The organism is Alkalihalophilus marmarensis DSM 21297, from assembly GCF_000474275.2.
GTDB classification, from domain to species: Bacteria; Bacillota; Bacilli; order Bacillales; family Bacillaceae_D; genus Alkalihalophilus; species Alkalihalophilus marmarensis.
Map to the genome: position 1 here is coordinate 1 of NZ_ATAE01000041.1, position 22,459 is coordinate 22,459.

At 41.2% G+C, this 22,459-nt stretch carries 24 protein-coding genes; 1 reads left to right on the forward strand and 23 read right to left on the reverse strand.

The window, feature by feature from the left end; translation table 11 throughout:
* Positions 1–228: 228 nt before the first annotated feature.
* The 18 genes from A33I_RS14905 to A33I_RS14990 all read right to left on the reverse strand — a co-directional run bounded on the left by A33I_RS14905 (position 229) and on the right by A33I_RS14990 (position 16,384).
* On the reverse strand, positions 229–795 hold the full coding sequence (locus A33I_RS14905) for a hypothetical protein (RefSeq protein ID WP_022629138.1): 567 nt from the start codon (positions 793–795) through the stop codon (positions 229–231).
* Between the two features lie 120 nt (positions 796–915).
* Positions 916–2,073: a flagellar hook-associated protein FlgL gene (gene flgL / locus A33I_RS14910; protein WP_022629139.1), complete on the reverse strand. Its 1,158-nt coding sequence runs from the start codon at positions 2,071–2,073 to the stop codon at positions 916–918.
* 136 nt (positions 2,074–2,209) lie between these two features.
* On the reverse strand, positions 2,210–2,869 hold the full coding sequence (locus A33I_RS14915) for a helix-turn-helix transcriptional regulator (RefSeq protein ID WP_022629140.1): 660 nt from the start codon (positions 2,867–2,869) through the stop codon (positions 2,210–2,212).
* Entirely contained in the window at positions 2,866–3,921 is a 1,056-nt protein-coding gene (locus A33I_RS14920) for an HD-GYP domain-containing protein (RefSeq protein ID WP_022629141.1), read from the reverse strand. The genes A33I_RS14915 and A33I_RS14920 overlap by 4 nt, the downstream gene beginning before the upstream one ends.
* A 189-nt stretch (positions 3,922–4,110) precedes the next feature.
* Positions 4,111–4,731: a LuxR C-terminal-related transcriptional regulator gene (locus A33I_RS14925; RefSeq protein WP_022629142.1), complete on the reverse strand. Its 621-nt coding sequence runs from the start codon at positions 4,729–4,731 to the stop codon at positions 4,111–4,113.
* Positions 4,732–4,902: 171 nt separating this feature from the next.
* A complete protein-coding gene (csrA, locus tag A33I_RS14930) occupies positions 4,903–5,130 on the reverse strand; it encodes a carbon storage regulator CsrA (protein WP_022629143.1) in 228 nt (75 codons plus the stop codon).
* Positions 5,131–5,574 carry a flagellar assembly protein FliW gene (gene fliW / locus A33I_RS14935; protein ID WP_022629144.1) on the reverse strand — a complete coding sequence of 148 codons (444 nt, stop codon included), beginning with the start codon at positions 5,572–5,574 and terminating at the stop codon, positions 5,131–5,133.
* 502 nt (positions 5,575–6,076) lie between these two features.
* Complete coding sequence (locus tag A33I_RS14940) at positions 6,077–6,658, reverse strand: DUF6470 family protein (RefSeq protein ID WP_022629145.1); 582 nt, start codon at positions 6,656–6,658, stop codon at positions 6,077–6,079.
* 21 nt (positions 6,659–6,679) lie between these two features.
* Positions 6,680–7,921 carry a flagellar hook-associated protein FlgL gene (flgL, locus tag A33I_RS14945; RefSeq protein ID WP_022629146.1) on the reverse strand — a complete coding sequence of 414 codons (1,242 nt, stop codon included), beginning with the start codon at positions 7,919–7,921 and terminating at the stop codon, positions 6,680–6,682.
* A 13-nt stretch (positions 7,922–7,934) separates the two neighbouring features.
* Positions 7,935–9,641 (reverse strand): flagellar hook-associated protein FlgK, encoded by a 1,707-nt coding sequence (gene flgK / locus A33I_RS14950; RefSeq protein WP_022629147.1) that lies wholly within the window; start codon positions 9,639–9,641, stop codon positions 7,935–7,937.
* 18 nt (positions 9,642–9,659) lie between these two features.
* On the reverse strand, positions 9,660–10,157 hold the full coding sequence (locus A33I_RS14955; protein ID WP_022629148.1) for a flagellar protein FlgN: 498 nt from the start codon (positions 10,155–10,157) through the stop codon (positions 9,660–9,662).
* A 17-nt stretch (positions 10,158–10,174) separates the two neighbouring features.
* Positions 10,175–10,438 (reverse strand): flagellar biosynthesis anti-sigma factor FlgM, encoded by a 264-nt coding sequence (gene flgM, locus A33I_RS14960; RefSeq protein WP_022629149.1) that lies wholly within the window; start codon positions 10,436–10,438, stop codon positions 10,175–10,177.
* A gap of 93 nt (positions 10,439–10,531) precedes the next feature.
* A complete protein-coding gene (locus A33I_RS14965; RefSeq protein ID WP_022629150.1) occupies positions 10,532–10,972 on the reverse strand; it encodes a TIGR03826 family flagellar region protein in 441 nt (146 codons plus the stop codon).
* Between the two features lie 49 nt (positions 10,973–11,021).
* A complete protein-coding gene (locus A33I_RS14970; protein WP_022629151.1) occupies positions 11,022–11,732 on the reverse strand; it encodes a ComF family protein in 711 nt (236 codons plus the stop codon).
* Positions 11,733–13,079 (reverse strand): ATP-dependent helicase ComFA, encoded by a 1,347-nt coding sequence (locus A33I_RS14975; protein WP_338012140.1) that lies wholly within the window; start codon positions 13,077–13,079, stop codon positions 11,733–11,735. It abuts the gene before it with no gap.
* Positions 13,080–13,170: 91 nt separating this feature from the next.
* The gene (locus A33I_RS14980) at positions 13,171–14,025 is read right to left on the reverse strand and encodes a DegV family protein (RefSeq protein ID WP_022629154.1); all 855 of its coding nucleotides are present in this window, start codon (positions 14,023–14,025) and stop codon (positions 13,171–13,173) included.
* A 441-nt stretch (positions 14,026–14,466) separates the two neighbouring features.
* Positions 14,467–15,168, reverse strand: coding sequence for a response regulator (locus A33I_RS14985; RefSeq protein ID WP_022629155.1), 702 nt, complete (start codon positions 15,166–15,168; stop codon positions 14,467–14,469).
* A gap of 91 nt (positions 15,169–15,259) precedes the next feature.
* The gene (locus tag A33I_RS14990) at positions 15,260–16,384 is read right to left on the reverse strand and encodes a sensor histidine kinase (protein ID WP_031311706.1); all 1,125 of its coding nucleotides are present in this window, start codon (positions 16,382–16,384) and stop codon (positions 15,260–15,262) included.
* A gap of 256 nt (positions 16,385–16,640) precedes the next feature.
* Between A33I_RS14990 and A33I_RS14995 the strand changes: the two genes are divergently transcribed.
* Positions 16,641–17,273 (forward strand): YigZ family protein, encoded by a 633-nt coding sequence (locus tag A33I_RS14995; RefSeq protein ID WP_031311707.1) that lies wholly within the window; start codon positions 16,641–16,643, stop codon positions 17,271–17,273.
* Positions 17,274–17,521: 248 nt separating this feature from the next.
* On the opposite strand, the gene pcp is transcribed toward A33I_RS14995, so the two are convergent.
* The 5 genes from pcp to A33I_RS15020 all read right to left on the reverse strand — a co-directional run bounded on the left by pcp (position 17,522) and on the right by A33I_RS15020 (position 22,391).
* Positions 17,522–18,121 (reverse strand): pyroglutamyl-peptidase I, encoded by a 600-nt coding sequence (pcp, locus tag A33I_RS15000; RefSeq protein WP_022629158.1) that lies wholly within the window; start codon positions 18,119–18,121, stop codon positions 17,522–17,524.
* Between the two features lie 62 nt (positions 18,122–18,183).
* Positions 18,184–18,636 (reverse strand): Lrp/AsnC family transcriptional regulator, encoded by a 453-nt coding sequence (locus tag A33I_RS15005; protein WP_012960478.1) that lies wholly within the window; start codon positions 18,634–18,636, stop codon positions 18,184–18,186.
* 97 nt (positions 18,637–18,733) lie between these two features.
* Entirely contained in the window at positions 18,734–19,669 is a 936-nt protein-coding gene (opp4C, locus tag A33I_RS15010; RefSeq protein WP_022629159.1) for an oligopeptide ABC transporter permease, read from the reverse strand.
* Positions 19,670–19,683: 14 nt separating this feature from the next.
* Entirely contained in the window at positions 19,684–20,631 is a 948-nt protein-coding gene (locus A33I_RS15015; RefSeq protein WP_022629160.1) for an ABC transporter permease, read from the reverse strand.
* 83 nt (positions 20,632–20,714) lie between these two features.
* Positions 20,715–22,391, reverse strand: a complete 1,677-nt coding sequence (locus A33I_RS15020) for a peptide-binding protein (protein WP_022629161.1) — start codon at positions 22,389–22,391, stop codon at positions 20,715–20,717.
* Between the last annotated feature and the right edge of the window lie 68 nt (positions 22,392–22,459).

The window sequence follows — 22,459 nt, forward strand, 5'->3', positions numbered from 1 at the left end:
ATGACAAGTACTGTTTGCTAAAGATGGTTATTTTTTATCGATGCTATACATAGTTAATTACTCTACAGTAGTAAACAGCACCTTAAACTTGTAATCTATCGACAAAATCTAACAATCTTCGGGTGGTGACAGGCACTATTCACCCAGGAGATCGTCTGACTAATCTAACAATCAAACGCTTAATCAATTTAGTTGAGTGGGGACTGGCACCAATATCTATTTCACTTATTAATTCTGCTTCATCAAACATTTTTTAGCTTTAGTTATTACAGAATTTGCAAAATTTAAAACTTCATCTTCTGTCCATGCTAGATTTTCCGTTCTAACTTTCACATACAGTAAACCGTTCTTCATTTCATATTTATTATGAACTACTTTATTTCTTGCAAGGCGAAGTGTTTCAAAGTCGTAACTACCTTTGAACCAGTCAATCATTTCTTCTTTTGAGTTAAATGGGTATAGTTTAGTTAATTTATCCATTCTATTTTTTATACATTTCTCAATGTATTCTTGTTTAGACTTCTTCTTGTTTTTATTGTTAATTAATACTAGATGAAAAAGCTCCCCATATACTTTTTGAGCAAAAACAAATATTGCAGGGATAACACTAGAACGATACTTAATAACTGCTTCCTGTTGGTCCTTCAATGAAAAAGTATCATACACCTCTACTTTAATTAAACCTTCATCAATTACCACACTAGGATTTTCATCTCTTGGTAGCGCTAACATTTTTTCTAAGAGCCATATATCAGTAGAGCACAACTCACAAAACTGCTTAAAATTTTTATTCATACACACACTCCTAATACCTAATTAAAAAGGAGACCCCAGCCTAAGCTAGAGCCTCCCTCATTCTAAGGTTTAGTGGTTTGCCTAACCAACGTTCTGCAAACCAACTAACCAACTTTATTATTATCCAAGTAACTGTAAAACAGCTTGTGGAGCTTGGTTTGCTTGTGCAAGCATTGCTTGAGAAGCTTGAGAAAGAATGTTATTCTTAGTCATTTCCATTACCTCACGAGCCATGTCAACGTCACGGATACGAGATTCAGCTGCTTGTAGGTTCTCAGCAGAATTATCTAAGTTTGAGATAGTGTGCTCTAATCGATTTTGGAATGCACCAAGATTAGATCTTTGAGCTGAAACTTGCTCAATAGCGTTATTAATAGTAGTAATTGCAGCACTTGCAGATTCTGCTGTAGTTAGGTCTAATGCATCTCCATCAGAGTTACGAACACCTAAAGCTTCAGCACGCATATCATCAATACCTACTAAAATATTTTGACCGCTATTAGCTCCAATTTGGAATGAAAGAGAATTAGAGGATACAGTTTGTGCCTCTTTAGCTGCTACAAAACTAATAGTTACACTCTCCCCAACCGCCATATCTGTAAGACCTGTAATCCCTACATCCTCACCTGAGACACCTGTTATATTAGCTGCTGCTTGAGTCAGATCATCTAAACCTGCACCAATATTAGCTGGATCATCTACTTTAAATTGTGGTTCCCCATCTTCATTATTAATTCGAGTAATTGTGATAGTTCCAGTTTTTGTATAATCTTCATCTGTAGCTAAGGTAACTGCTATATCACCTTTACTGTTGTTTTGAATAGTAACAGATCCTGCTTCCGCTGCTTTTAGACCTTCTTTATCGCCATTAAGTAGCTTTTGTGTATTGAATTCCGTAGTATTACCAATACGGTCAATTTCATTAGTTAATTGTTCTACTTCTTTCTGAATTTCATTACGATCTGCTTCAGTATTAGTATCGTTAGAAGCTTGAACAGCTAATTCACGCATACGTTGTAAGATAGAGTGTGTTTCTTGAAGTGCACCCTCTGCTGTTTGAATTAATGAAATACCATCTTGTGCGTTACGAGAAGCTTGATCTAAACCACGGATTTGTCCACGCATTTTCTCAGAGATCGCTAGACCGGCTGCGTCATCACCTGCACGGTTGATACGAAGACCAGAAGCTAGTTTCTCCATTGAGTTTTGTGCGCCTGATTGGTTTACACCCATCTGACGGTACGTGTTTAATGCTGGGATATTATTATTAATAATCATGTAAAATTCCTCCTTGAATGTATGTCCGCCCACGTCCTTGTGGTTGGATCGTAATTTTGAGCCGTAGGACTTTGTTATCGGCCGCTAACTAGGTCCTCGTGCTTACATCTTATATATCGGATAGATTACATGTAAGTTAAATAGTTTTTGCATTTATTTTTGCTTCTTTTTGACGGAGTTGTGTCTCTTGGTTGGTCTTGATGATGTGCTTGATAATGTCTACTTTCGTTTTGACATTAAACTTTTTCTTAATCAAGGCAATATTGTTATTCACAGTATGATAGGAAATGCATACACTTTCGGCAATCTGAGTTGTTGTTTTCCCCTTATATAAGTGAAAAATGATTGCTTTTTCTGTTGCGTTTAATTGATGGTAAGAGGTTAAATCCAGTGGCATTGAGTAATCTCGTTTATAGGTTTGATTGACCTGCATTAACAGCATTGATTGAAGAGGTAAGGCTACATACGGGTAATAATTTAATGAATTCATAAAATCTGTTTCTAAACTCATCTTATTTGTCGTGATCACACTTGCTTCATGAAAGCTTAAGATGTCTCTAACTAACTCTTTTTCTTCCTCTCTCAACACCCAGACAAATTGCTGATTATTATCTTCAAGGATCTCGATCCGCCTCAAATTTTTTAATACTTCACGTATTCGTTCTCTGTCGGCAAAAAAGTGAGCATGGATTTGATATTTTTCTGACTCTTGTGTCAATTTAACTTTTAAAATAGGAAAGACTGCGGGATCCGTCGTTAGGATCGTCACAGCCTTCCTTTTCGTGTTTTTTCTCACTTTCTTGCCCCCCTCCACTCACCTTTTTCTGTTAAATCTATTTCCTTTGGATCTGTAAATTTATTTATAAAAAGATTTGAGGTAGCCGTCGTTACAATATCTCCTTCTACTTCAATGTAAGGAAAAATCGGTGTTTCAATTGGAATAAACTTTATGACCCCTTGTCTTCCGTCACTTAACTCTACAAAGCTGCCTATAGATGATTGCATAATATGGTAGATAAACGTCATCGTCTTTTTAGGATCCAGTTTTCCAAAGGCATCGGTCTGCAGCTGGATTAATGCTTCGTAAAAAGATAACGCATGTCGATACGAACGATCGGAAGTCATCGCATGGAAACAATCAACAATGGCAATGATCTTGGCATACGGATGAATCTCCTCTGACTTTTTACCAGCTGGATATCCAGAACCGTCCTCTCTCTCATGGTGTTCTAATGCCACCCGCAGTGCATCTTCTTCAAACCCCTGTTCTCGCAACATCGTGTAACCGAACGTCGTATGGTGCTTCATAATGGCAAATTCATTTTGTGTAAGCTTATCTGTCTTATTTAATATCTCACTTGGTATTCGTGTTTTCCCTATATCGTGCAGTAAGCCGCAAAAAGCGATACGGTTCACTTTACTGTCACTATAACCCAGCCATGTCGCGAGCTTTGCAGCGAGCATGGAAACAGCAATGTTATGGCGGTACGTGTAGTCATCATGACTTTTCATACTAAGCATCAAGACTTGAATATCGATGTCATTCGCAAGCTTTGTTAAAGTCGGGATCACATCACTCTCTACAATCTTCAGCCTGCTCTGATCTTCTCCAAACCGGTCAAAATCACTTTTGAATTGATTGACCTGCTTATTCACATGATCATAGAAAGCTTGTCTCGGCTCTTGTAAAACGTCCATATAGGAAGAAATGGAGATATTAAAGCGAGACAAACGCCTTACTTCCTTATGAGTAAGCACGGATCCCTTCTTTAACAGTAATCCATGGTTGGGTGAATGAATGTCTTCTATTAATTTATAACCAATATATAAGTCGTTTCTCTCAAGCATCCCCATGCATCTCCTTGTCTAGTGAATAACACCATTAGAAAATCATGCTTGTATAGAACAGCGGTATGTATAGCCTATTATTTTTCCAAATATATACTCACAAAATAATAGTACATTATTACTATTTTGTCTATTATTTTTTATAAAAAAACGTTTGATCTATAATAGACCAAACGCTTTTCTAATCTCTTATTTTTTATTTTGCTTAACAAAGTGGGTAATAATTTCTACTTTCGACTTTACATTAAGCTTTCTCTTAATCTTTACGATATTATTATTAATTGTATGAACTGAGTTATACGTCTGTTCTGCGATCTGCTCGGCTGTTTTTCCTTGCAGCAGATAATAGATAATGTCTTTTTCGGTTTGGTTAAATTCTTTATAGGATGCTAGACTCAGGGTTAAATCTTCTATTTTTCTTGGCTTATTGTTTCGGTAAACAGTTTCTAGAATATCCTTTTGAAATGGCAGGTCCAAGCATGGGTAGTGCTTTATCGCTTGATTCATAGATTTTATGAGGCAGCTGCTTTCTTTTGCAATAATACTTGCTTGTCCGTATGACAAAATATCTTTTGCGAGCCTTTGGTCTTCCTCACCAATGATCCATATGTATTTACTTTGCTGACTGCTGTACTTCTTTGTTTCTTTTTGCTGAAGCTCTAAACACGCTCGGATCTCTTCATGATTATTCATTACATGAAAGGTTAGCTCGGCTTCTTGATACTTAATCAGACCTTTTATTATTTTCGATTGTAAGGAAGCATCAGTCATGATGAAGGTGATGGACTCTTTCTGTGTTGTGGTATGCATGTAAATCCTCCCTCTTTTGCTGACTTAATCTATATATTCGACAAATTAATTCGACATACCTGTCAGATTTTCGCATTATAAAGAATATATCATAAAAGAATCTTTAGCACCAGTAATAATTACCTACAAACAAAAACCTTCTCCATTTTTTGGAGAAAGTTGTTTGTCTAATTAAGCTTCATTTTTAATAAAGCCCTTCAGTCCTTCTAAGGAAACAGTTCGCACAGCTTCATTATTTTCTTTCTGAATCTCTAAATAAACTTCTTTGCGGTGAATCTCAATATTCCTCGGTGCTTCAATTCCAAGCTTAATTTGATCTCCGTCAACAGCAAGGATCTTAACTTCAATTTCATCTCCAATTTGAATCGCTTCTTTTAACTTCCGTGTCAGGACGAGCATTTACGCTTCTCCTTTCACTGGCTGCTTAAAGATTTGAGCTTTCGTGAGGTAGTCTGTGTTGCTTAGTAAAAGCTGCTTTCCTTTTTGTTTGGCAGCATTAATAATAACAGGCGCTTGCAAATTAGCCGTTGTCTCTTCAAACGGTTCTTTCACTGTCAGCATTACGAATGTCGCCACTTCTTCCTCTGATTGAATATCTAGCTGCTCAATTGTTGAGTCCGGGAGCTTCACCTGATAGCCCGGCACAAATTGAAATGGATTAATGACAATAAAGGCTACCTCTCGCGTCGTTGTTGATTGCAGCACATAAAATGGGGTCCCTTCTTCAAATGGAAGCAGAATAAAAGACTTTTCTTCTTCAAATGCCGGAATTCCCTTTTCAAAGCGGATCACTCGGCTCTCTTCTATTTCAATGGTCCCTGTATATTTAGTTTCAATCTTCAAATCTATCACACCTTTTGTCGATTTCTTCCTTTATGATAGCATGTCTTCTACCTATCTCGACTTTGTTTAACAAGATTCTTAAAAATAATTAAAAACTTTTTAGAAACTTGAAGGAATTTACAAAGTTATGTAGAAAATTACATTATACCTAGGTAAATAGTCCGTCATTTACCTAGGTACCTACCCCATACGACTGGTTGAACCGTTTGGGTAACCAAGCGGCAGCCTGCCTCACTTTCTTCAATATGCCTTCTCAAACGTTACGTATTTCCAATTTAAATGACTTATTAAGGATTCTTTATGAATAGGTGTAGTGTGTTCATTCCTTTATTTTGGTGTGTTTAAATGGAGGTATGTAAGGTTTGGCGGAGACATGCTGCGGAGCGCGAGGCAAGTCGTTCGTTACAGGTGTGGAGTTCTGTTCAAAAGCAGTGCCCCGAACAGCATTGACAGACCTGGCGAGAGACTGCAATCCTCTGCAGCTCTCTTGCGAACTGTCGTCCTATAAGCTTGAATCAATGGCAGCTCCAACGGCTTGAAAGGAGATGCTATTTTTTTGTTTTATATACGTTTCGGTCTGCCATTTCGGCATGTGGATGTCAGGCTCTCTACGGTTCACTTTAATATCAGTTTGATGATTAGGCACGCGGAAGCTAACCTGCGCTGGCTCAAAATGAATCTTCGTACTCGAGACAGATCTAGGCATATTCACTAATTGAAGCTGCCCTTGCGACTTTTCACTGTTCGCTTTAGCCAATCTAGACAATGCCCCATATCCATTCTCTATTTTCATCATTTGATCGCCTTGCTGACGCTTTTTAGCTATATGTTCCGCAACTTGATTAGTAGCACTCTGATAGAACTCATTAGCAAGCCTTAATGGCGTCTTTAAATTTGCCTCAGCAAAAGCTTGTGTTTGATCAATATGTAACTCAGAAGCCTTGGTGCTGATCTCAATGATTCCTGTATGAGTCTGTCTAATTTGCAGGTCAGCGTTGTGCTGCTTTATTTGAGGGTGCGGCCTGTTAGATTTCATACCGATATAAACATCGGTCGATTGAATCGCTATATGAGGAACTCTCAAAAAGTACACACCCTCTCTATCTTAACGCAAGAAGTCTATAAGCGACGGTTGAATAACACGTGCCCCTACTGCAAGTGCAGCACGGTGGACGCTTTCTTGAGTGGTCAGATCAATAATAACTCTCTCAAGGTCGACATCCTCGTTATCAGACATGATTCGTTTGGCAAACACATTTTGTTCCATGAGACGGTTTTCGATCATTTCGACGCGATTAATTCTAGCACCAAGCTCTGCACGTTCAGAGACAATATTATCGATATGACCAAACATATCGTCAATATATCCAGTAAGCTCAGTTCCATCAATGCTCGGATTTTCTAACGCTTTCTCAAGCCTGATAATGTCCCCGAATAACCCTGTACTAAACACACTAGACGCATTAATATTCACTGGGATCGTGACACCTTTCATCAGCTCAATTTCCACTGATTGAGTGTTAGCTGACACAGACGTTTTATGAGAAATGATCACATCTTCTTCACGCAGTGTTTTAGTTAACGGGCCAGGTTGTACATTATCTTCTGAACCCGGTGCAGGCTTTGGAGCAGGTTCTGAGAATACAGCATTGCCGTCTTTAGGGATAATTAATTGAAACGCCTTTTCGTTAAAGTCATCTTTATCAAACTCGTCCTCACCCGGCTTGGTAAGCTTATCCATCTGCCTTGTATCTAAGAAAATCAGCTCGTCATTGTCAGAAGTTCCTACATATTGAAAGGTTCGCCCCCCATATGTGAGGTTGAAATCATTAATATTATTTGCCGGTTCAATTTCACTTGGGTCGTTACTAAACAAAAGAGAACGCTCAAGATCCATTCCGTCCATATTAACAATCGGTGCCTTCGTTGTATTTGTTCCATTAAATATAAATTTAGTGCTATTTTTCGTATTGGCTAATGATTGAATATGTTCGCGAAGCTGTTTAATTTCTTTTGTAATATTCGCCCGTTGAGTTCCCTCGTACGTATCATTAGCAGCTTGTGTTGCAAGCTCTCGAATACGCTGTACGGCTTGCGTCGCCTCATCTAATGCGGAATCAGCCGCATCCATCCAGCTGTATACCTCTCTTAGATTACGCTGAAATTGCTCAACCTCGTTTACCTGCGACCGATAGCGCATACCTTTCATCGCAATAACCGGGTCTTGAGAGGCTTTTGTGATACGTTTTCCTGTAGATAATTGATCTTGCAGAGTCGCTAAACGATTATATCCTTGATTAATATGCTTCAACGAATTGGTTGAGAGCATCATTTGAGTTACGCGCATGAACGTCTACCTCCTATCGTCCGACGACGCCCATGCCGTTGATAATGCGGTCGAGCATCTCGTCTACCATTGTAATATTACGTGCCGCTGCATTGTAGGCATGCTGGAATTGAATCATCATCGTCATTTCTTCATCAAGAGAAACATTACTAACAGCCTGACGGTTAAATTCGACATTACTTCTCAAACCTTCAGAGCTTCCAAGCATTCGACCCGCTTCTTGAGTCTTCACGGCCATACCACCAATTACCCCTTGATAAAAGCTCATGATATTCGCTGTTTGTGACTTGCCATCTTCAAAGAAAGTAAGCAGCGTATTTTTCATGTTAGAAAGACGAAGCGCATTAGAGCCATCCCCTGCGAAGGCTTTGTCCATGCCGGAGATGAAACTAGCATCATCACCCAATATCTCTCTAAGTTCCTCATAGTTCGCTTCGCTTTTCGGATTCTTATTTATTAACTCTAGGTATCTAACACGCACATCATCTTTTAATGCTGCTGTATTCACACTTGCTGCCGCAATATTATCTGTACTTTCCTTAATATTATTTGCAACAGCTAGGGAGGCTGCTGGATTATTTGCGTTGAACTCAAAGAACTTTTCACCAAGCTTAACTTCACCATTTAAAGCAGGCAGCGTAAAACCAATGCTATGAATCTCGTTGACTTCCTTAGCAAACTGCTTCGCAAGCTCGTTCAGATTAGCAAGCATCTCTGGGTACAGGCCTTTATTCTCGTCGTAACCAAAGGCTTCTACTAATGCTTTTAGTTCACCTCGCGGGAGAACACTATAACCTATCTGAGCGGTTTTATCTTCATCACCGAGAGTCTCTTTTTCGACGTCATCAGGATGAACTAAATTAAACGTTGAGAACACTCCATTATCCATTTCCGCTTTCTCATGGAACAACAAAAGCGCATTTCCATCTGTTCCGTCTACAAGCTTAATAGGTTCACCATCATCATCAGTCACACCTTTTATAATGACTGTTACAGCCCCTTCTGCTACAGGGTTTGGTTTTCCTCCGCTTGGTTCACGCTTCACTTCAATGTCAATGATTTGCGATAACTGATCAAGAATCCGATCTTGCTCATCATAGAGATCATTCGGGACATATCCGTGAGGCTCTGCTGAACGAATTTGCTGATTGACGTCATTTAATTGACTCAATAAAGAGTTCATCCCTTTAATTGTAACGTCAATTTCCGCTTTGTAATCATCTTGAACAGTAGACAGAGAACTATGGAGATAGTTAAATGTGTTCGCGATCTCTTCTGCACGGCTTCTAGCCACAACTCTTGCTCCTGTATCTTCAGGATCCCCGCTCAAATCCTGCATCGCACCCCAAAACTGATCAATCAATGACGCCAACCCTTGCTCTGATGGCTCATTTAATATATCTTCCATTCGTGTAAGTGCCTCATACTTTGTTCCATAATAGCCAACCTTATTATTCTCATTTCTAAATTGCACATCAAGAAAATGCTCACGTACACGTTGAATAGACCCTGCTTTTACTCCGGTACCTAAATGCCCTGGCAGCATCGGACGATTCATTCCCACGTTTGGATAAGGCTCTGTCTGTGTGAAATTAACACGCTGGCGCGTATAGCCAGGTGTGTTCGCGTTGGCAATATTATGACCGGTTGTATGCAAAGCGTACTGCTGGGTCATCATCGCACGTCTTGCTGTTTCTAATCCGTGAAAAGTTGATTTCATTTCTGCTCCTCCACTTACTTAAGCTTTCGAATCAAAGGCAGAGCGGCTGTAAAGCTCTGTTTGTTCTTGTTTATCTGTTGGGTGTTGATAATGCACATCCTCTGATTGCGGCACCATGAGATCAAGGGAAAGGTTAACAAAACGCAAGGATTCTTCGATCAGCTCTTTGTTTTGCTCGTTCTGCTCCGAAAGCCTGCTTACTTCCTTTAGCAATGCTTGCTGCAGTCTCTCGATCATGAGACGGTCTTCACCCTCTGTATAGGTGAGCAATGTTTGAACCGTCGCGTCTTCTCTGCCCTCTCCCTTATGCCTCATTAACTCCCCGGCTGCCCTTGCCCGCTTGGCATCTGCCGCTTGTACAGCACGAATCAGCTTAGTTTCCTCACGAACAACCTGGCTGAGAGCATTCATGTCATTGGCTTTAATCGCACCCGGCTTCTGCAGTGCTTTCTTATTTAGTTCTTGATGAAGCTTTAACAGCTCCGCTAATGCTTGGATCACCAATTGTGCTGACATGATACTCACCTGTCCTCTTATTTATCGTTCCAGAACTCATACATTTTCTTCGCTACAGCTTCTGGATTCACTTTGTATTCCCCAGCTTCGATCTGCTTTTTAAGTGCCTCTACTTTTTCTTCGCGCGCTTTTTCAATCGGGTTCCCTTTTTGCATCTCTAATGCTTCTGTCGAAATTTCAAGCTTATCTAATTTCTTTTTTGCAGCTTGAAGTTTTTCCGATGCATCTACTTGTTTTCTATACGGATTTTGCTGGATGGATTGGTATGGATTAATCTTCATCGTTTTCCCTCCTTTTTTTAGCATCACTGACATAAAAACGTACCGATTCGCTCTTACAGCTTATATCGGCACGTGTCTTGTCTCTGTTAAGGATTATTTATCAAACCGGTCATCTAAAGAGTGGTATGTTTTATTTTTCGCATTTTCTTCAGCTTTTAAGTTTCCTTCTATCCGCTCTTTAAACTCTTTCTCTTTTGCAAGCTGATCTAAACCACCTGTGATGTTCCCTTTGCAACTTTCACAGATCCGGCCTTGTTGAATAAGCGTACCGCATGATTCACATGGGTAGCCCATGTTCGGAAAATGAGTGACGAGAATCCGGCCTTCTTTCACAAATTGATGAATCTGCTCAAGCGGCACCTCAGTCTTCTCATGTACCTCGCGGATGGAGGCCATGCGGTTTTGTTTCCGACGCATAAAGCGTGACACTTTATCGTAATTCTCCTCTTGTTCTTTATAGCATGTGTTGCAAATAGGACGGAGCGCCTTCACAAAGATTGTCCCGCACTTCGGGCAATTGGCTACATTTTTCATATCCGCCTCTCCTCTCTTACCGTTTCATTATAACGTATGCGGCGCATTCTTACCTAGCAAGCGTTAACGATTCAATATGCTCTGCACCGTGCTTCTTTAATACAAAGGCTGCCTGCCGCACTGTTGTTCCTGTAGTATATACATCGTCAAGTAACACGACTTTTTTTAGTGTTTTCAGTGAATCTATTCCACTCTGTATATAAAAAGGAGATTGGTTGACTTGAGAGATTCTCGCGTAGCGTTTTTTCTTGCTTTGCTGTTCACTTTCCCTCCTGCCGAGCATCACAATAGGAGCAAGCCACTCCTTTGTTATCAGCTCCACTTGATTAAAACCGCGAGCATGAAGGCGTTCGTTGCTCAAAGGCATGAGAACAGGCGAATAGTCTCTAAAGTTTTTAGCATAAAAGCTTTTTAGTTTCGTTGAAAAATAGCGGCTAACCTCAGCATCCCCTTGGAATTTATATTGAGCGAGCCACTCTTTCATCGTCTCATTATATGCGTAAAGTGAGGTGTTTTTCACAAGCAGATCTTTTGCTGTTTCGTGCTGCGTCCATTTTTCACAATCAAGACATATTGGCCTTGTGGAGGATCGCCACGTATCTCCTAGAACACGGCTGCACAGCTCGCATCGCTCTCCATTTAATAGTTCTAGCCCCTCTTCACATCTCTCACAAACCAACTCTTCCTCACTTCCTAAAAAGATCGCACCCCAACTCAACTTAGCCTGCGTTTTCTCGTGACAAATTAAACACCTCACCACCTAAACCTCCCTCTTGTTCATCCAGTTAATCTGCGCTCTTGCCCGCACCATTGCATCAGTCTTTCCGTAATGAAAAAAGGTGACATCACCCGTTGGCATCTTGGCACTCCTCCCCACACGGCCTGCAATTTGAACAAGCGCCGATTCTGTAAACACATGATCTTCCGCCCCAAGCACAGCCACATCCAAGTTGGCAATCGTAATCCCACGCTCAAGAATTGTTGTCGTTAGCAAAAGAGTATATTCTTCATTTCGAAATCTTTTTACTTTCTCATGCCGCTCTTTGTCCGCTGCATAGACCGCTTCATGTGTAATAGATTGTAAGACTAACACTCGAGAGATTTCCTTTAACACTTCAACTGAGGGGAGAAATAAGAGGGTAGGCTTTTTCGCTTCAAGCCGTTCTTGAAGCCACTTCATCACAACAGGAGGGAGTTTCTTTTTCTTAAGGCGTGTCCGCCAATTGCCGCACCAGGTGAAAGAAGGGACAGGCAGTGAAAAGCCATGGTAGCGCCTCGGTACATAAACGATTTCTAGGTTGGGTATATTTCTAATTTGACTGGCAGGGGTGGCTGTTAAATAGATAAGACTTGATTGAGGTTTTCTTACTTGTTGAATCGCATATTGGAGGCTCTTGTCGTAACTGAACGGAAATGCATCGACTTCATCTACAACGACCACATCAAAGCATTGGTAGTAACGCATTACTTGATGAGTGGTGGCGATCACAAGCTGGGCGTTTATGTGCTGGTCTTTACTGCCGCCGTAAAGACTTGCTATCGGTATAGAAGGAAAGACAGCACGAAACCGTGGGGATAGCTCTTTGACCACATCCACACGCGGCGTCGCAATCAATACTCTTTCACCTTTATTGATAGCTACTTCAATTCCTTTAAAAAGCATCTCTGTTTTACCTGCCCCGCACACGGCCCATAACAGCAAGGAACTCTTCTCTTCTACTGCTTTGATCACAGAATTTGAAGCCTTCTCTTGAGCCAGCGATAGTTCCCCTTTCCATTTTAAAGAGGATGAGTGATTGAGAAATGGAGTTTTATCAGAAGTTGCGAGGTGGATTAGAGGCTTACATTCTTGAACTTTACCAAGTTTAATGCAATGGCGGCAGTACAAGCAGTCCTTCTGACACGTGTAGCAAAAATGAGTGGCGAATAAACTGTGGTCACGGTTTCCGCACCGTACACAGCTGGGGATAGACTGTTGATAGAGGATGCTGGGAGATTCTATTAATGCACCAGTTTGGATAAGTAAATCTAGTTCATGTTTCGGAAAAGGAATTTCTGTTCTCAGCAGGCGCTTGCCTGTGATAAATGTGAGTAAGTCGGTGGACAAGTGGGATCACCTCGGGGGATTAGTTAACAATGGGGATAATTTAAAGAAGAAAAGCATGAAACAACGGGTGCTGCTTCATGCCAAGAACATGTTAGCGGGATAATTTAAACCAAGATACACCTAGACTGCCTTCGCCTAAATGCGTGCCGATCACCGGACCGAAATGGCTGATGTCTACATCGACATTTTCAAATTTCACTTGGATTTCTTTTGCAAGAGTTTCAGCTGACTCTAAGCGGTTGGCTTGGATCACTGTCACTTTGTACGCCCCGCCTTGTGTCACATCTTCTTCTAGCAGCTGACAAATACGTGCCACAGCTTTCTTCTCCGTACGGACTTTTTCAAACGGTACAATGCTTCCTTCTTCAAAATGAAGAATCGGCTTGATCTTTAATAGATTACCGACTACAAGCTGCGCTGCGTTCAAACGGCCGCCGCGGTGTAAGTGCTGGAGGCTGTCTACCATGAAATAGGCTTTAAGTGTTGTTTTAATTTCCTTTAGATGCGCTAGAATCGTTTTAGCATCCGCACCCTCAGCTGCCATCTTCGCTGCTTCAAGGACAAAATAGCCTTGAGGGGCACAGCTGATTTCAGAGTCAAATCCCTCTATCGAGATATCTTCAACCATACTAGCAGCACTCATCGCAGACTGGTATGTGCCACTAATTTTGCTAGATAAATGAATTGTGATAATTTCTTCATAGCCTTGATCTTTCAGTTTCTCAAATGTCTCGACAAAATGGCCGATTGCCGGCTGGGAAGTCGTAGGCAGTTTTTCTGTATTCTTTAACAGCTTATAAAATTCGCTCGTCGTAAGGTCGATTTCTTCTTGATAAGAATCTTCACCAATAACAACATTTAACGGTACCATCTCTATTGCATACTGATCTCGTATATCTGGCGCGAGATACGCGGTACTATCTGTTACAATCGCGACTTTATTCATATCTAATAGATCCTCACTTTACTTTCCCATCTTGGGAAGATTCAATTTTAAATAATTCATTTTGAATAATTCATATCAATTAAACTCGTATTCTCTTTTATTAAATGTACCGTTAATTCTACTAAGATACAAGAGGAGAGATAGTCGATTTATGTAGGGATATGGAATTGCGTCTGTTAAGGTGCTGATTGCGTTTGTTGAGCTGTGAATTGCGCCGGTGTCTGGCTTTATTGCGTCGCTTCAGCATATTATTGCGCGGGTTGTTCGTGATTGCGTCAGTTGAGAGCTGAATAGCGCCTATGTGCCGGGGGATTGCGTCCTTCCCAGCTGTTATTGCGTCAACTGAGCACTCAGTCCCATTGTTAGCAGTTCTTAAAGTCTTTCTCTCCCAACCAAAAACAAGAGATACCAATAAACGGTACCTCTTGTCCACCGTACGAATTAACGAACAATGACATATCCTTTTTTAATTGCTTCAACTACCGCTTGAGTACGGTCGTTTACGCTCATTTTTTGCAGGATGTTACTTACGTGGTTTTTAACCGTTTTTTCACTAATGTACAATGACTCACCGATCGCACGGTTGCTTTGGCCGTCTGTCATCAGTTGAAGTACTTCACACTCACGACGAGTTAAAATGTGAAGAGGCTTTCTGTATTCAACTTCACGGAAGCCGATTGACTCTTCGTATTTATCGTCCTCTGTAGCCAGACGACGGTATTCTTTAATTAAGTTATGTGTTACTTTCGGATGAATGTAAGATCCGCCTGAAGCAACAACTTTAACAGCTTCAATTAGTGCGCCTGCATCCATTTCTTTTAATAAGTAGCCTGATGCACCTGTTTTAAGCACATGAGTGACATACGTCTCGTCATCATGGATCGATAGGATTAACACTCTTACATTTGGATATGCTGCAACAAGCTCGCGCGTTGCCTCTACACCATTTACTTTCGGCATGTTGATATCCATTAAAATCACATCAGGACGATGCTCATCTACAAGCGCTCTTGCTTCAGAACCATCTTCTCCATCTGCTACAATTTCAAATTCCGGCTCCATTGCTAGGATTCGCTTTACACCTTCACGAAATAGCTGATGGTCATCAATTAGTACTATACGGATCTTTTTATTTTCGTTCATCCTTATCACCTCTCCGTTTACACGGTATTATCTTTGCCAATTAGTAGTTCAATTAATCCATTAAAATCTTGATTTTGTACATTATTAATCGTTATGTTAATGGTACTGCAATGGAAATGAGGGTGCCGATATCAATTTTCGATTGGATCTGCAGCTCTCCTTTGAGCATGTTGACCCTCTCCCTCATACCCATGAGGCCAAATGATCCCTCTTTTAATTTTGATGTATCAAATCCTACTCCATCGTCTTTAATGATCATTATAACCTTTGTAGGCTTAATTTCAATTTTAACTTGGATTTCAGTAGGGTTCGCATGCTTATAGGCATTTTGTACCCCTTCTTGAATTAATCGAAACAATGCTACTTCATATTCTTCTGGAATTCGTTGATCACGGCCCAAATGCTGAAACCTGACAGCAATGCCATTGTGTTCTTCAAAATTTGCTAAATACTTCTTTAATGTAGGAATTAATCCCAAATCATCTAACGCCATCGGTCTCAAATCGTAAATAATCCTTCTCACTTCCGCAAGTGAACTTTTTACCATTTTTCTAAGGTCACGAATCTCATTTAGCGCTTCTTCAATGCCGCGATCATGATAAATTCGTTCTATTAGCTCAGACCTAAGCAGAACATTCGCCATCATTTGAGCTGGTCCGTCATGAATTTCCCGGGAAAGCTTTTTCCGTTCTTCTTCTTGGGCCTCGATAATTTTAAGACCAAACTTCTGCTTTTCCCTCGCGTCTTCAATAACTTCGCCTACTTGCTTCAAATCACTGGATAAGAAGTTGTAGACAACAGCCATTTGACTGGCTAATTGCTCCGCTCTCTCAATCGTTTCATTTAAATTAATCAGCCTTCGTTCGATATGGTCACGACGCTCTCGAAGTTTAATTTCTTCTTGTTGCAGTACGGCTACCTGCACTTGAAAGTCATTTGCCTGTTCGTATGCCGATTTCACCTCTTCATGACTATAACGATCGAACGCTTTACTTACTTCCACTAAGCGATTTCTCGCAAATTTCGCATGTAAATGAGTACGATCTGTTCTTTCAATAACGCCGGCCACTTTCATCCTGACATCCTGAAGCTCTCTTTGAAGCGATTGATACTCCTGCCTTGATTTTTCACCAATGTCAAAGATCTGTTCCCGGCTTTGACCCACCGTATCTAATGTTTGATCAATTATCTTGTCTAACATATTTTTGTCAGTCAAGGCTCTCACCAACCCCCACCGCCTTATACTGGCGCTAACTGGTGCAGAAATTTAAAGCTTGTCCATTTGCTTCATGATAAAGTTTCCGCTATCCTTATCTTACAACAATAGGACGAAAAAATCGTTACTTATTCCTAACGTCCTTTTACTCATCTCGACTGCTTTACCGGATGACTACACTATAGTACCAAACCTTTATTACATAGCGATAACGCTGATTTGTAAAACTATGAAAAAAAGAGGAGGATTGGTGGTCTTGCTACCTATTTATTACACGATAAAAGACCGGGGAGAACATGAAATTGTCATTCAAAAGTCGCGCTTTATCTCCTACTTTTCTCGCGCGACGACCGAAGAAGAGGCTCAAACATTCATAGAAGAAATAAAGAAATTAAATCGAGATGCTACACATAATTGCTCCGCTTATTTAATTGGAGAAACTGACAATATCCAAAAAGCAAATGATGACGGCGAACCGAGCGGGACAGCCGGTGTTCCAATGCTTGAAGTGTTAAAAAAGCGCAAATTAAAAGATGTGGTTGTTGTCGTCACGCGTTATTTCGGCGGAATTAAACTTGGTGCAGGCGGCCTAATCCGTGCATACGGCGGTGCTGTCAGCGAGGGCTTGAACGAAGTTGGAGTGGTCGAGCGTAAGCTTATGTGTGTTATGCATACACAAGTTGATTACCACTGGCTCGGCAAGGTTGAAAATGAATTAAGACAATCAATCTATCAACTAAAGCAAATAGATTACCTTGATCAAGTCGATGTGCAGACCTATGTAGCAACTGATGAGATTGAGGCATTTGAAGAGTGGATGACTAATTTAACGAATGGCCAGGCGGAGATTAAGCGCGGTGAAGAAGTGTATTTGGAGACGGATGTTTGATTTGGTTCTGCCCCTCATTTTGCGCGAAGAGAGGGGCGCAATTAACCAAATAGTTGATACAATAATACGCTGAACCTGGTACAATTCCGGTGTGAACCGGCGCATAAAGAGGTAACTGACGCAATTTTGCCTTTCTTAGACGCATATCCAGTGTAGAGTGACGCGATTCCGCCTGAGAAGGGCGCAATAACTCCTTCTATCGACGCAATCGCGTTCAACTCACTCTCTGCACCTCACCTGAGTACCCTTCACATTGCTTCAATCATCAACCGCACTGCCCGCAGCATCTCCTCTTCACTCATACTCGCTAATCCATGCTTCTGAAGAGCCATCTGGTGGCTTGCTGGCACGTGGATAAATCCAGCAGGAATACTTAGATCGCGCTCTTTCAGATAGTGCAGCGTTTGATACATAATATTGTTGCAGACATAGGTCCCTGCTGTATTTGAAATGGCTGCCGGGATCCCTGCTTCTGTTAATCTATCGACAAATGTTCGAATCGGCAGCGTCGAGAAATACGCTGCTGGACCGCCTTCGATAATTTCCTCATCTTGTTTTTTCACTCCATTGTTATCCACTTCACCATCGTTGCAATTGATCGCCACACGCTCTGGCGTAATGCGGTTGCGACCTGCTGCTAGACCGAGCATCATCACCGCATCCGGATTGGTTTCTTCTATCTTTTCTTTTACTTTACCTGCTGCCTCACTAAACGTCACCGGCAGTACCGCAGCTTTTACTACATATTCTCCGATGACTTCCCCATCAATAGCTGCTGCGATTTTGCGGGTTGGATTGTCTTCATGATTTAAAAAGGGTTCAAATCCGGTTACTAGAATGGTTTTCATTTATCTTCTCTCCTAATTAAACAGATAAAAGAGGCAGAAACGAATGTCTCTCCCTCGCATAATTATTTTGTAATATAAGAAAATGAATCTTTGTATTGCTTCAGCTCAATATTCACATCAGCTGAAATAATGCCTTCTATTTTTGCTAGTTCCTTATTTACAAAGTGAACGAGATCATCATTATTTTTAAAGTAAGCTTGCATAATCAGGTCATGCTGTCCGGAGAACGCACCGACAAAGCGGACTTCCGAGAAGCGGTTCAGCTCACGGGCTATGCTCTCTTGGTAGCCGAGTTTGGTTGAGATGCCGATAATGACTTGAACGTTTAAGCCAATTTTATTTGGGTTCATATGGATAATGAATTCAAAAACATTATCTTTTAGCATCCGGTTAATTCTTGTGCGGACAGTTCCTTCACTTACATTTAATTCTTTTGCTATTTCGGTATAAGATTTTTTCCCGTCTTCTTGCAGAAAGCTTAAAATGGTGTAATCCATTTCATCGATCTTAGACATGTTCATCACTCATTTCATTTAAGTCTTACTCACGTTAATAAATGAGCAACAGGTTTAATAAAAGGACAGAGAATTGCTCTCTCTGTCCTTTTCGTTTTTATTTTTCAATTACTCGTGGGTCAAGCGCATCACGAAGGCCGTCCCCAATGAAGTTAAAGCATAATACGGTAATTAAGATTAACAGACCTGGGAATGTCGGGTACCACCAAGCGTTACGGAAAATCGTAATACTTTGAGAGTCCGTTAACATATTCCCCCACGATGCATTTGGCGGCTGAACTCCTAGGCCGAAGAAACTTAGTGCTGATTCGGCAAGGATGAAACTACCTACAGCAAGAGTCGCTGCAACAATAACCGGACCAAGTGCATTCGGTAAAATTTGCGTAAAGATAATACGTGCATTTGACATCCCGATTGTACGAGATGCGAGAACGAACTCACGCTTCTTCAACGTTAAGAACTCTCCTCGCACCACACGCGCCGTTGACGTCCAGCTTAGTAGCGCAAACACAAGAATAAGAATATTGATGCTTGGCTGCAGGATTGCAACAAGCGTAATTAATAAGAAAATATTCGGGAATGCAAGGATGACGTCTACTAAACGCATTAAGAACGCATCAATCAATCCGCCGAAATATCCAGCTACGGCACCAATAACCGAGCCAATCGCAACAGCACCAAGCATCGATGCAAAACCAACATATAATGAAACTTGTCCACCGTAAAGCATACGGCTGAATAAGTCACGCCCTAAATGATCAGTACCAAGCCAGAAATCAGAGCTAGGCGGAGCCAGACGATTTCTTAAGTCTTGAAAAGCCGGATCATGCGGTGCAATATAAGGTGCTAACAGACAGGCCAGCGTAATAATTGTAAGCGTAATTAAGCCAAATACAGCGAGCTTATTTTGAAAAAATTTCGCGATAATAATAGATAGGAGTGAGCGACGTTCTCCAATTAACTGCTTGTCCTCAACCGGAGGCTTCCCTTCAGGTGTGTTCGGTTGAAATACTTGTTGTGCATTAGATTCCATGAAGTCTCCCCTCCTTAATACTCAATCCGCGGATCAAGGACTGCATATAAAATATCCGCAATTAAGTTACCAATTACTGTTAGTAGTGCACCAAACATTGTGATCGCCATAATGACAGGATAATCACGCTGGAATGTCGCATCGATAAATAATTTACCGATTCCAGGCCAGCCAAATACTGATTCAACGATCGCAGAACCGCCGATCATAGTCGGAAGCATTAAACCAAACATTGTGATAACAGGAATTAATCCGTTACGAAGTCCGTGCTTATAAATAACGCGGCGCTCTCTGAAACCTTTTGCACGAGCGGTACGTATATAATCTTGATTAACGACTTCAAGCATACTTGAACGTGTATAACGAGTTAGGCCCGCCATATCAGCTGTTGCAAGAACGAGTGCCGGAAGCAGCAAGTGTTTAAGACGGTCGATAATACTGAAATCTGCTCCGATGGTGGCAACACCGCCAACCGGTGTCCAGCCGAGCTGAACAGAGAATACCATGATTAACATAATTCCTAGCCAAAAGTTCGGGGTGGCAAGCCCAATAAACGACCCAAAGGTCACTCCATAATCCGTTAAAGAATACTGCCTAGTAGCTGAAATAACCCCAAATGGTATCGCTATTATGGCTGCTAAAAACAGCGAGGACGCCATTAGTAGCAACGTATTTGGAAGACGCTCCAAAATCATTTCCGTTACAGGCATCTTACGTGAATAGGACGTTCCAAAATCACCTTGAGCAACGTTACCTAACCAACGTACATATTGCACAGGAATCGGATCATTTAACCCTAGTCGTTCAATTTGAGCCTCACGAACTTCTGGTGAAATTTCTGGATCAAGATTCATGATTGCAGGTTTACCTGGTGCAGCATACATAATTGCAAATGATATGATGGAAATACCAATTAGAATTGGGATCATCATGATCAGCCGTCTAATGATGTAACTAGTCATAATTTCATTCCTCACAATCCCTCAAGATAGTTTAATAGAGTAGGAAGGGGAGGGAAAATCCCCTTCCCCCACTACTTGAAGGCTTATTCTGTAACGTACCACTCGTTAACTTTGTACATGTTAACACGTGGGTGATGTGTGAAGCCTTCCACACGGTTGCTTAGAAGAACATGTTGCTCTGGGTAGTATAAGAACGTGTAAGGCTGGTCATTTGCGATCTCTTCATAGATTTCAGCGATGACAGCAGCACGCTCATCTTGGTCGATGATCTTTTTGTTTTGATCAGCAAGCTCATCAACACGGTCATTGCGGTAAGAAATGTTGTTTAATCCAGCTTCGATTTCACGAGAATGCCAGATTGCAGTTGGATCTGGATCTGTTGCAAGACCCCAAGCAAGTACTACAGCGTCAAAGTCGTAGTTAGGAGGGTTGATTTGATCTAAGAATGCGCCCCACTCCATTTGACGAGCTTCAACTTCAATACCGATTTCACCAAGCATTTGTTGAACAATTACACCAATGTCACGACGAACAACGTTACCATCGTTAGAAAGGATTTCAAAAGAGAAACGCTCTCCATCTTTTTCAAGAACGCCGTCAGCACCAGGCTCCCAGCCAGCTTCAGCTAAAAGCTCTTTTGCACCTTCAGGATCATAGTTGAACTCAGGAGCAGACTCAGGGTAAGCCCAGCTAAGCGGTGATGCAGGAACGTGTGCTACTTCACCTTTACCATCCATGATTTCATCAACGATAAGTTGACGATCAATTGCCATTGTTAAAGCTTGACGCACTTTAGGATCTTGGAATAACGGACGATCGTTGTTCCAGCCAATGTAGTCATAACGTAATGCTAGAGTTGAAGAAATACGACCGTGGTCATATGTTTCAGCTGTTGCATACTCAGTTGCAGGAAGAATCATGTAATCTGTGTCACCAGTTTCAAACATTAATAGCTCAGCATTAGAGTCAGAAGCTACACGGAACGTTAATTTATCAAGGTTTGGACGACCTTCAAAATAATCTTCGTGAGCAACTAGCTCAATGTATTGTCCATCTACATACTCAACGAATTCAAATGGACCTGCACCAATTGGAGCGTTACGGTTGTACTCCATGTACTCTTCAAGATCTGCTACAGGAACATCTTCTAAGATGTGCTTTGGAAGAATTCCGTAACCAGAACGAGTGTCAAAACTTGCATCTACTTCAGAAAGAATGAATTTAACAGTGTACTCATCTACTACTTCAACACTCTCAAGAGTATCAAAGTCACCAGCACGAGGGCCTGTGTAATCAGGGTTGATGAAGATGTCATGAGTGAACTTTACATCTTCAGCAGTAAGCTCTTCACCATCGTGGAAAAGAACGCCTTCGTTTAGAGTGTAAGTGTACTCTAATCCATCTTCAGAAATTTCAGGAAGATCAGCTGCTACATAAGGAATAAGATTTAACTCTTCATCTGTTTGAAGAAGGCTTGCATGTACTAAATCAATAACATCAGCACTTGCTGAATCTTGTGAGTAAAGCGGGTTGAATGTTACCGGCTCACCCGATGTGCTTAAAACGATACTTCCACCTTGTTGAGGCTCGCCGCTAGCAGCTTCCTCACCATCACCATCTTCGCCTTCACCTTCTGCTGGATCTTCAACATCTGGATCTTCATCTGTTGATGCAGGCTCATCTGAACCGCCGCATGCTGCAAGTACAAGCATAAGCGCCATGACCATGCCTAACAGCACTAACAAACTTTTCTTTGTCATCGTCTTTCCCCCTAAACCTTTTAGTAAGTATTTTTTCTTGCAGTCTTGCTAACATCCTACTGCCTTAT

Excerpts from the sequence above, each read along its gene's own strand:
- flgL (WP_022629139.1), bottom strand. The coding sequence starts at position 2,073 with ATGATTATTAATAATAATATCCCAGCATTAAACACGTACCGTCAGATG.
- flgK (WP_022629147.1), bottom strand. The coding sequence starts at position 9,641 with ATGAAATCAACTTTTCACGGATTAGAAACAGCAAGACGTGCGATGATG.
- A33I_RS15005 (WP_012960478.1), bottom strand. The coding sequence starts at position 18,636 with ATGTCTAAGATCGATGAAATGGATTACACCATTTTAAGCTTTCTGCAA.
- A33I_RS14965 (WP_022629150.1), bottom strand. The coding sequence starts at position 10,972 with ATGAAAAATGTAGCCAATTGCCCGAAGTGCGGGACAATCTTTGTGAAG.
- csrA (WP_022629143.1), bottom strand. The coding sequence starts at position 5,130 with ATGCTCGTCCTGACACGGAAGTTAAAAGAAGCGATTCAAATTGGAGAT.
- pcp (WP_022629158.1), bottom strand. The coding sequence starts at position 18,121 with ATGAAAACCATTCTAGTAACCGGATTTGAACCCTTTTTAAATCATGAA.
- A33I_RS14985 (WP_022629155.1), bottom strand. The coding sequence starts at position 15,168 with ATGAACGAAAATAAAAAGATCCGTATAGTACTAATTGATGACCATCAG.
- A33I_RS15015 (WP_022629160.1), bottom strand. The coding sequence starts at position 20,631 with ATGACTAGTTACATCATTAGACGGCTGATCATGATGATCCCAATTCTA.
- A33I_RS14980 (WP_022629154.1), bottom strand. The coding sequence starts at position 14,025 with ATGAATAAAGTCGCGATTGTAACAGATAGTACCGCGTATCTCGCGCCA.
- flgL (WP_022629146.1), bottom strand. The coding sequence starts at position 7,921 with ATGCGCGTAACTCAAATGATGCTCTCAACCAATTCGTTGAAGCATATT.
- A33I_RS14920 (WP_022629141.1), bottom strand. The coding sequence starts at position 3,921 with ATGCTTGAGAGAAACGACTTATATATTGGTTATAAATTAATAGAAGAC.
- A33I_RS14925 (WP_022629142.1), bottom strand. The coding sequence starts at position 4,731 with ATGCATACCACAACACAGAAAGAGTCCATCACCTTCATCATGACTGAT.
- opp4C (WP_022629159.1), bottom strand. The coding sequence starts at position 19,669 with ATGGAATCTAATGCACAACAAGTATTTCAACCGAACACACCTGAAGGG.
- A33I_RS15020 (WP_022629161.1), bottom strand. The coding sequence starts at position 22,391 with ATGACAAAGAAAAGTTTGTTAGTGCTGTTAGGCATGGTCATGGCGCTT.
- flgM (WP_022629149.1), bottom strand. The coding sequence starts at position 10,438 with ATGAAGATTAATCCATACCAATCCATCCAGCAAAATCCGTATAGAAAA.
- A33I_RS14905 (WP_022629138.1), bottom strand. The coding sequence starts at position 795 with ATGAATAAAAATTTTAAGCAGTTTTGTGAGTTGTGCTCTACTGATATA.
- A33I_RS14955 (WP_022629148.1), bottom strand. The coding sequence starts at position 10,157 with ATGTCAGCACAATTGGTGATCCAAGCATTAGCGGAGCTGTTAAAGCTT.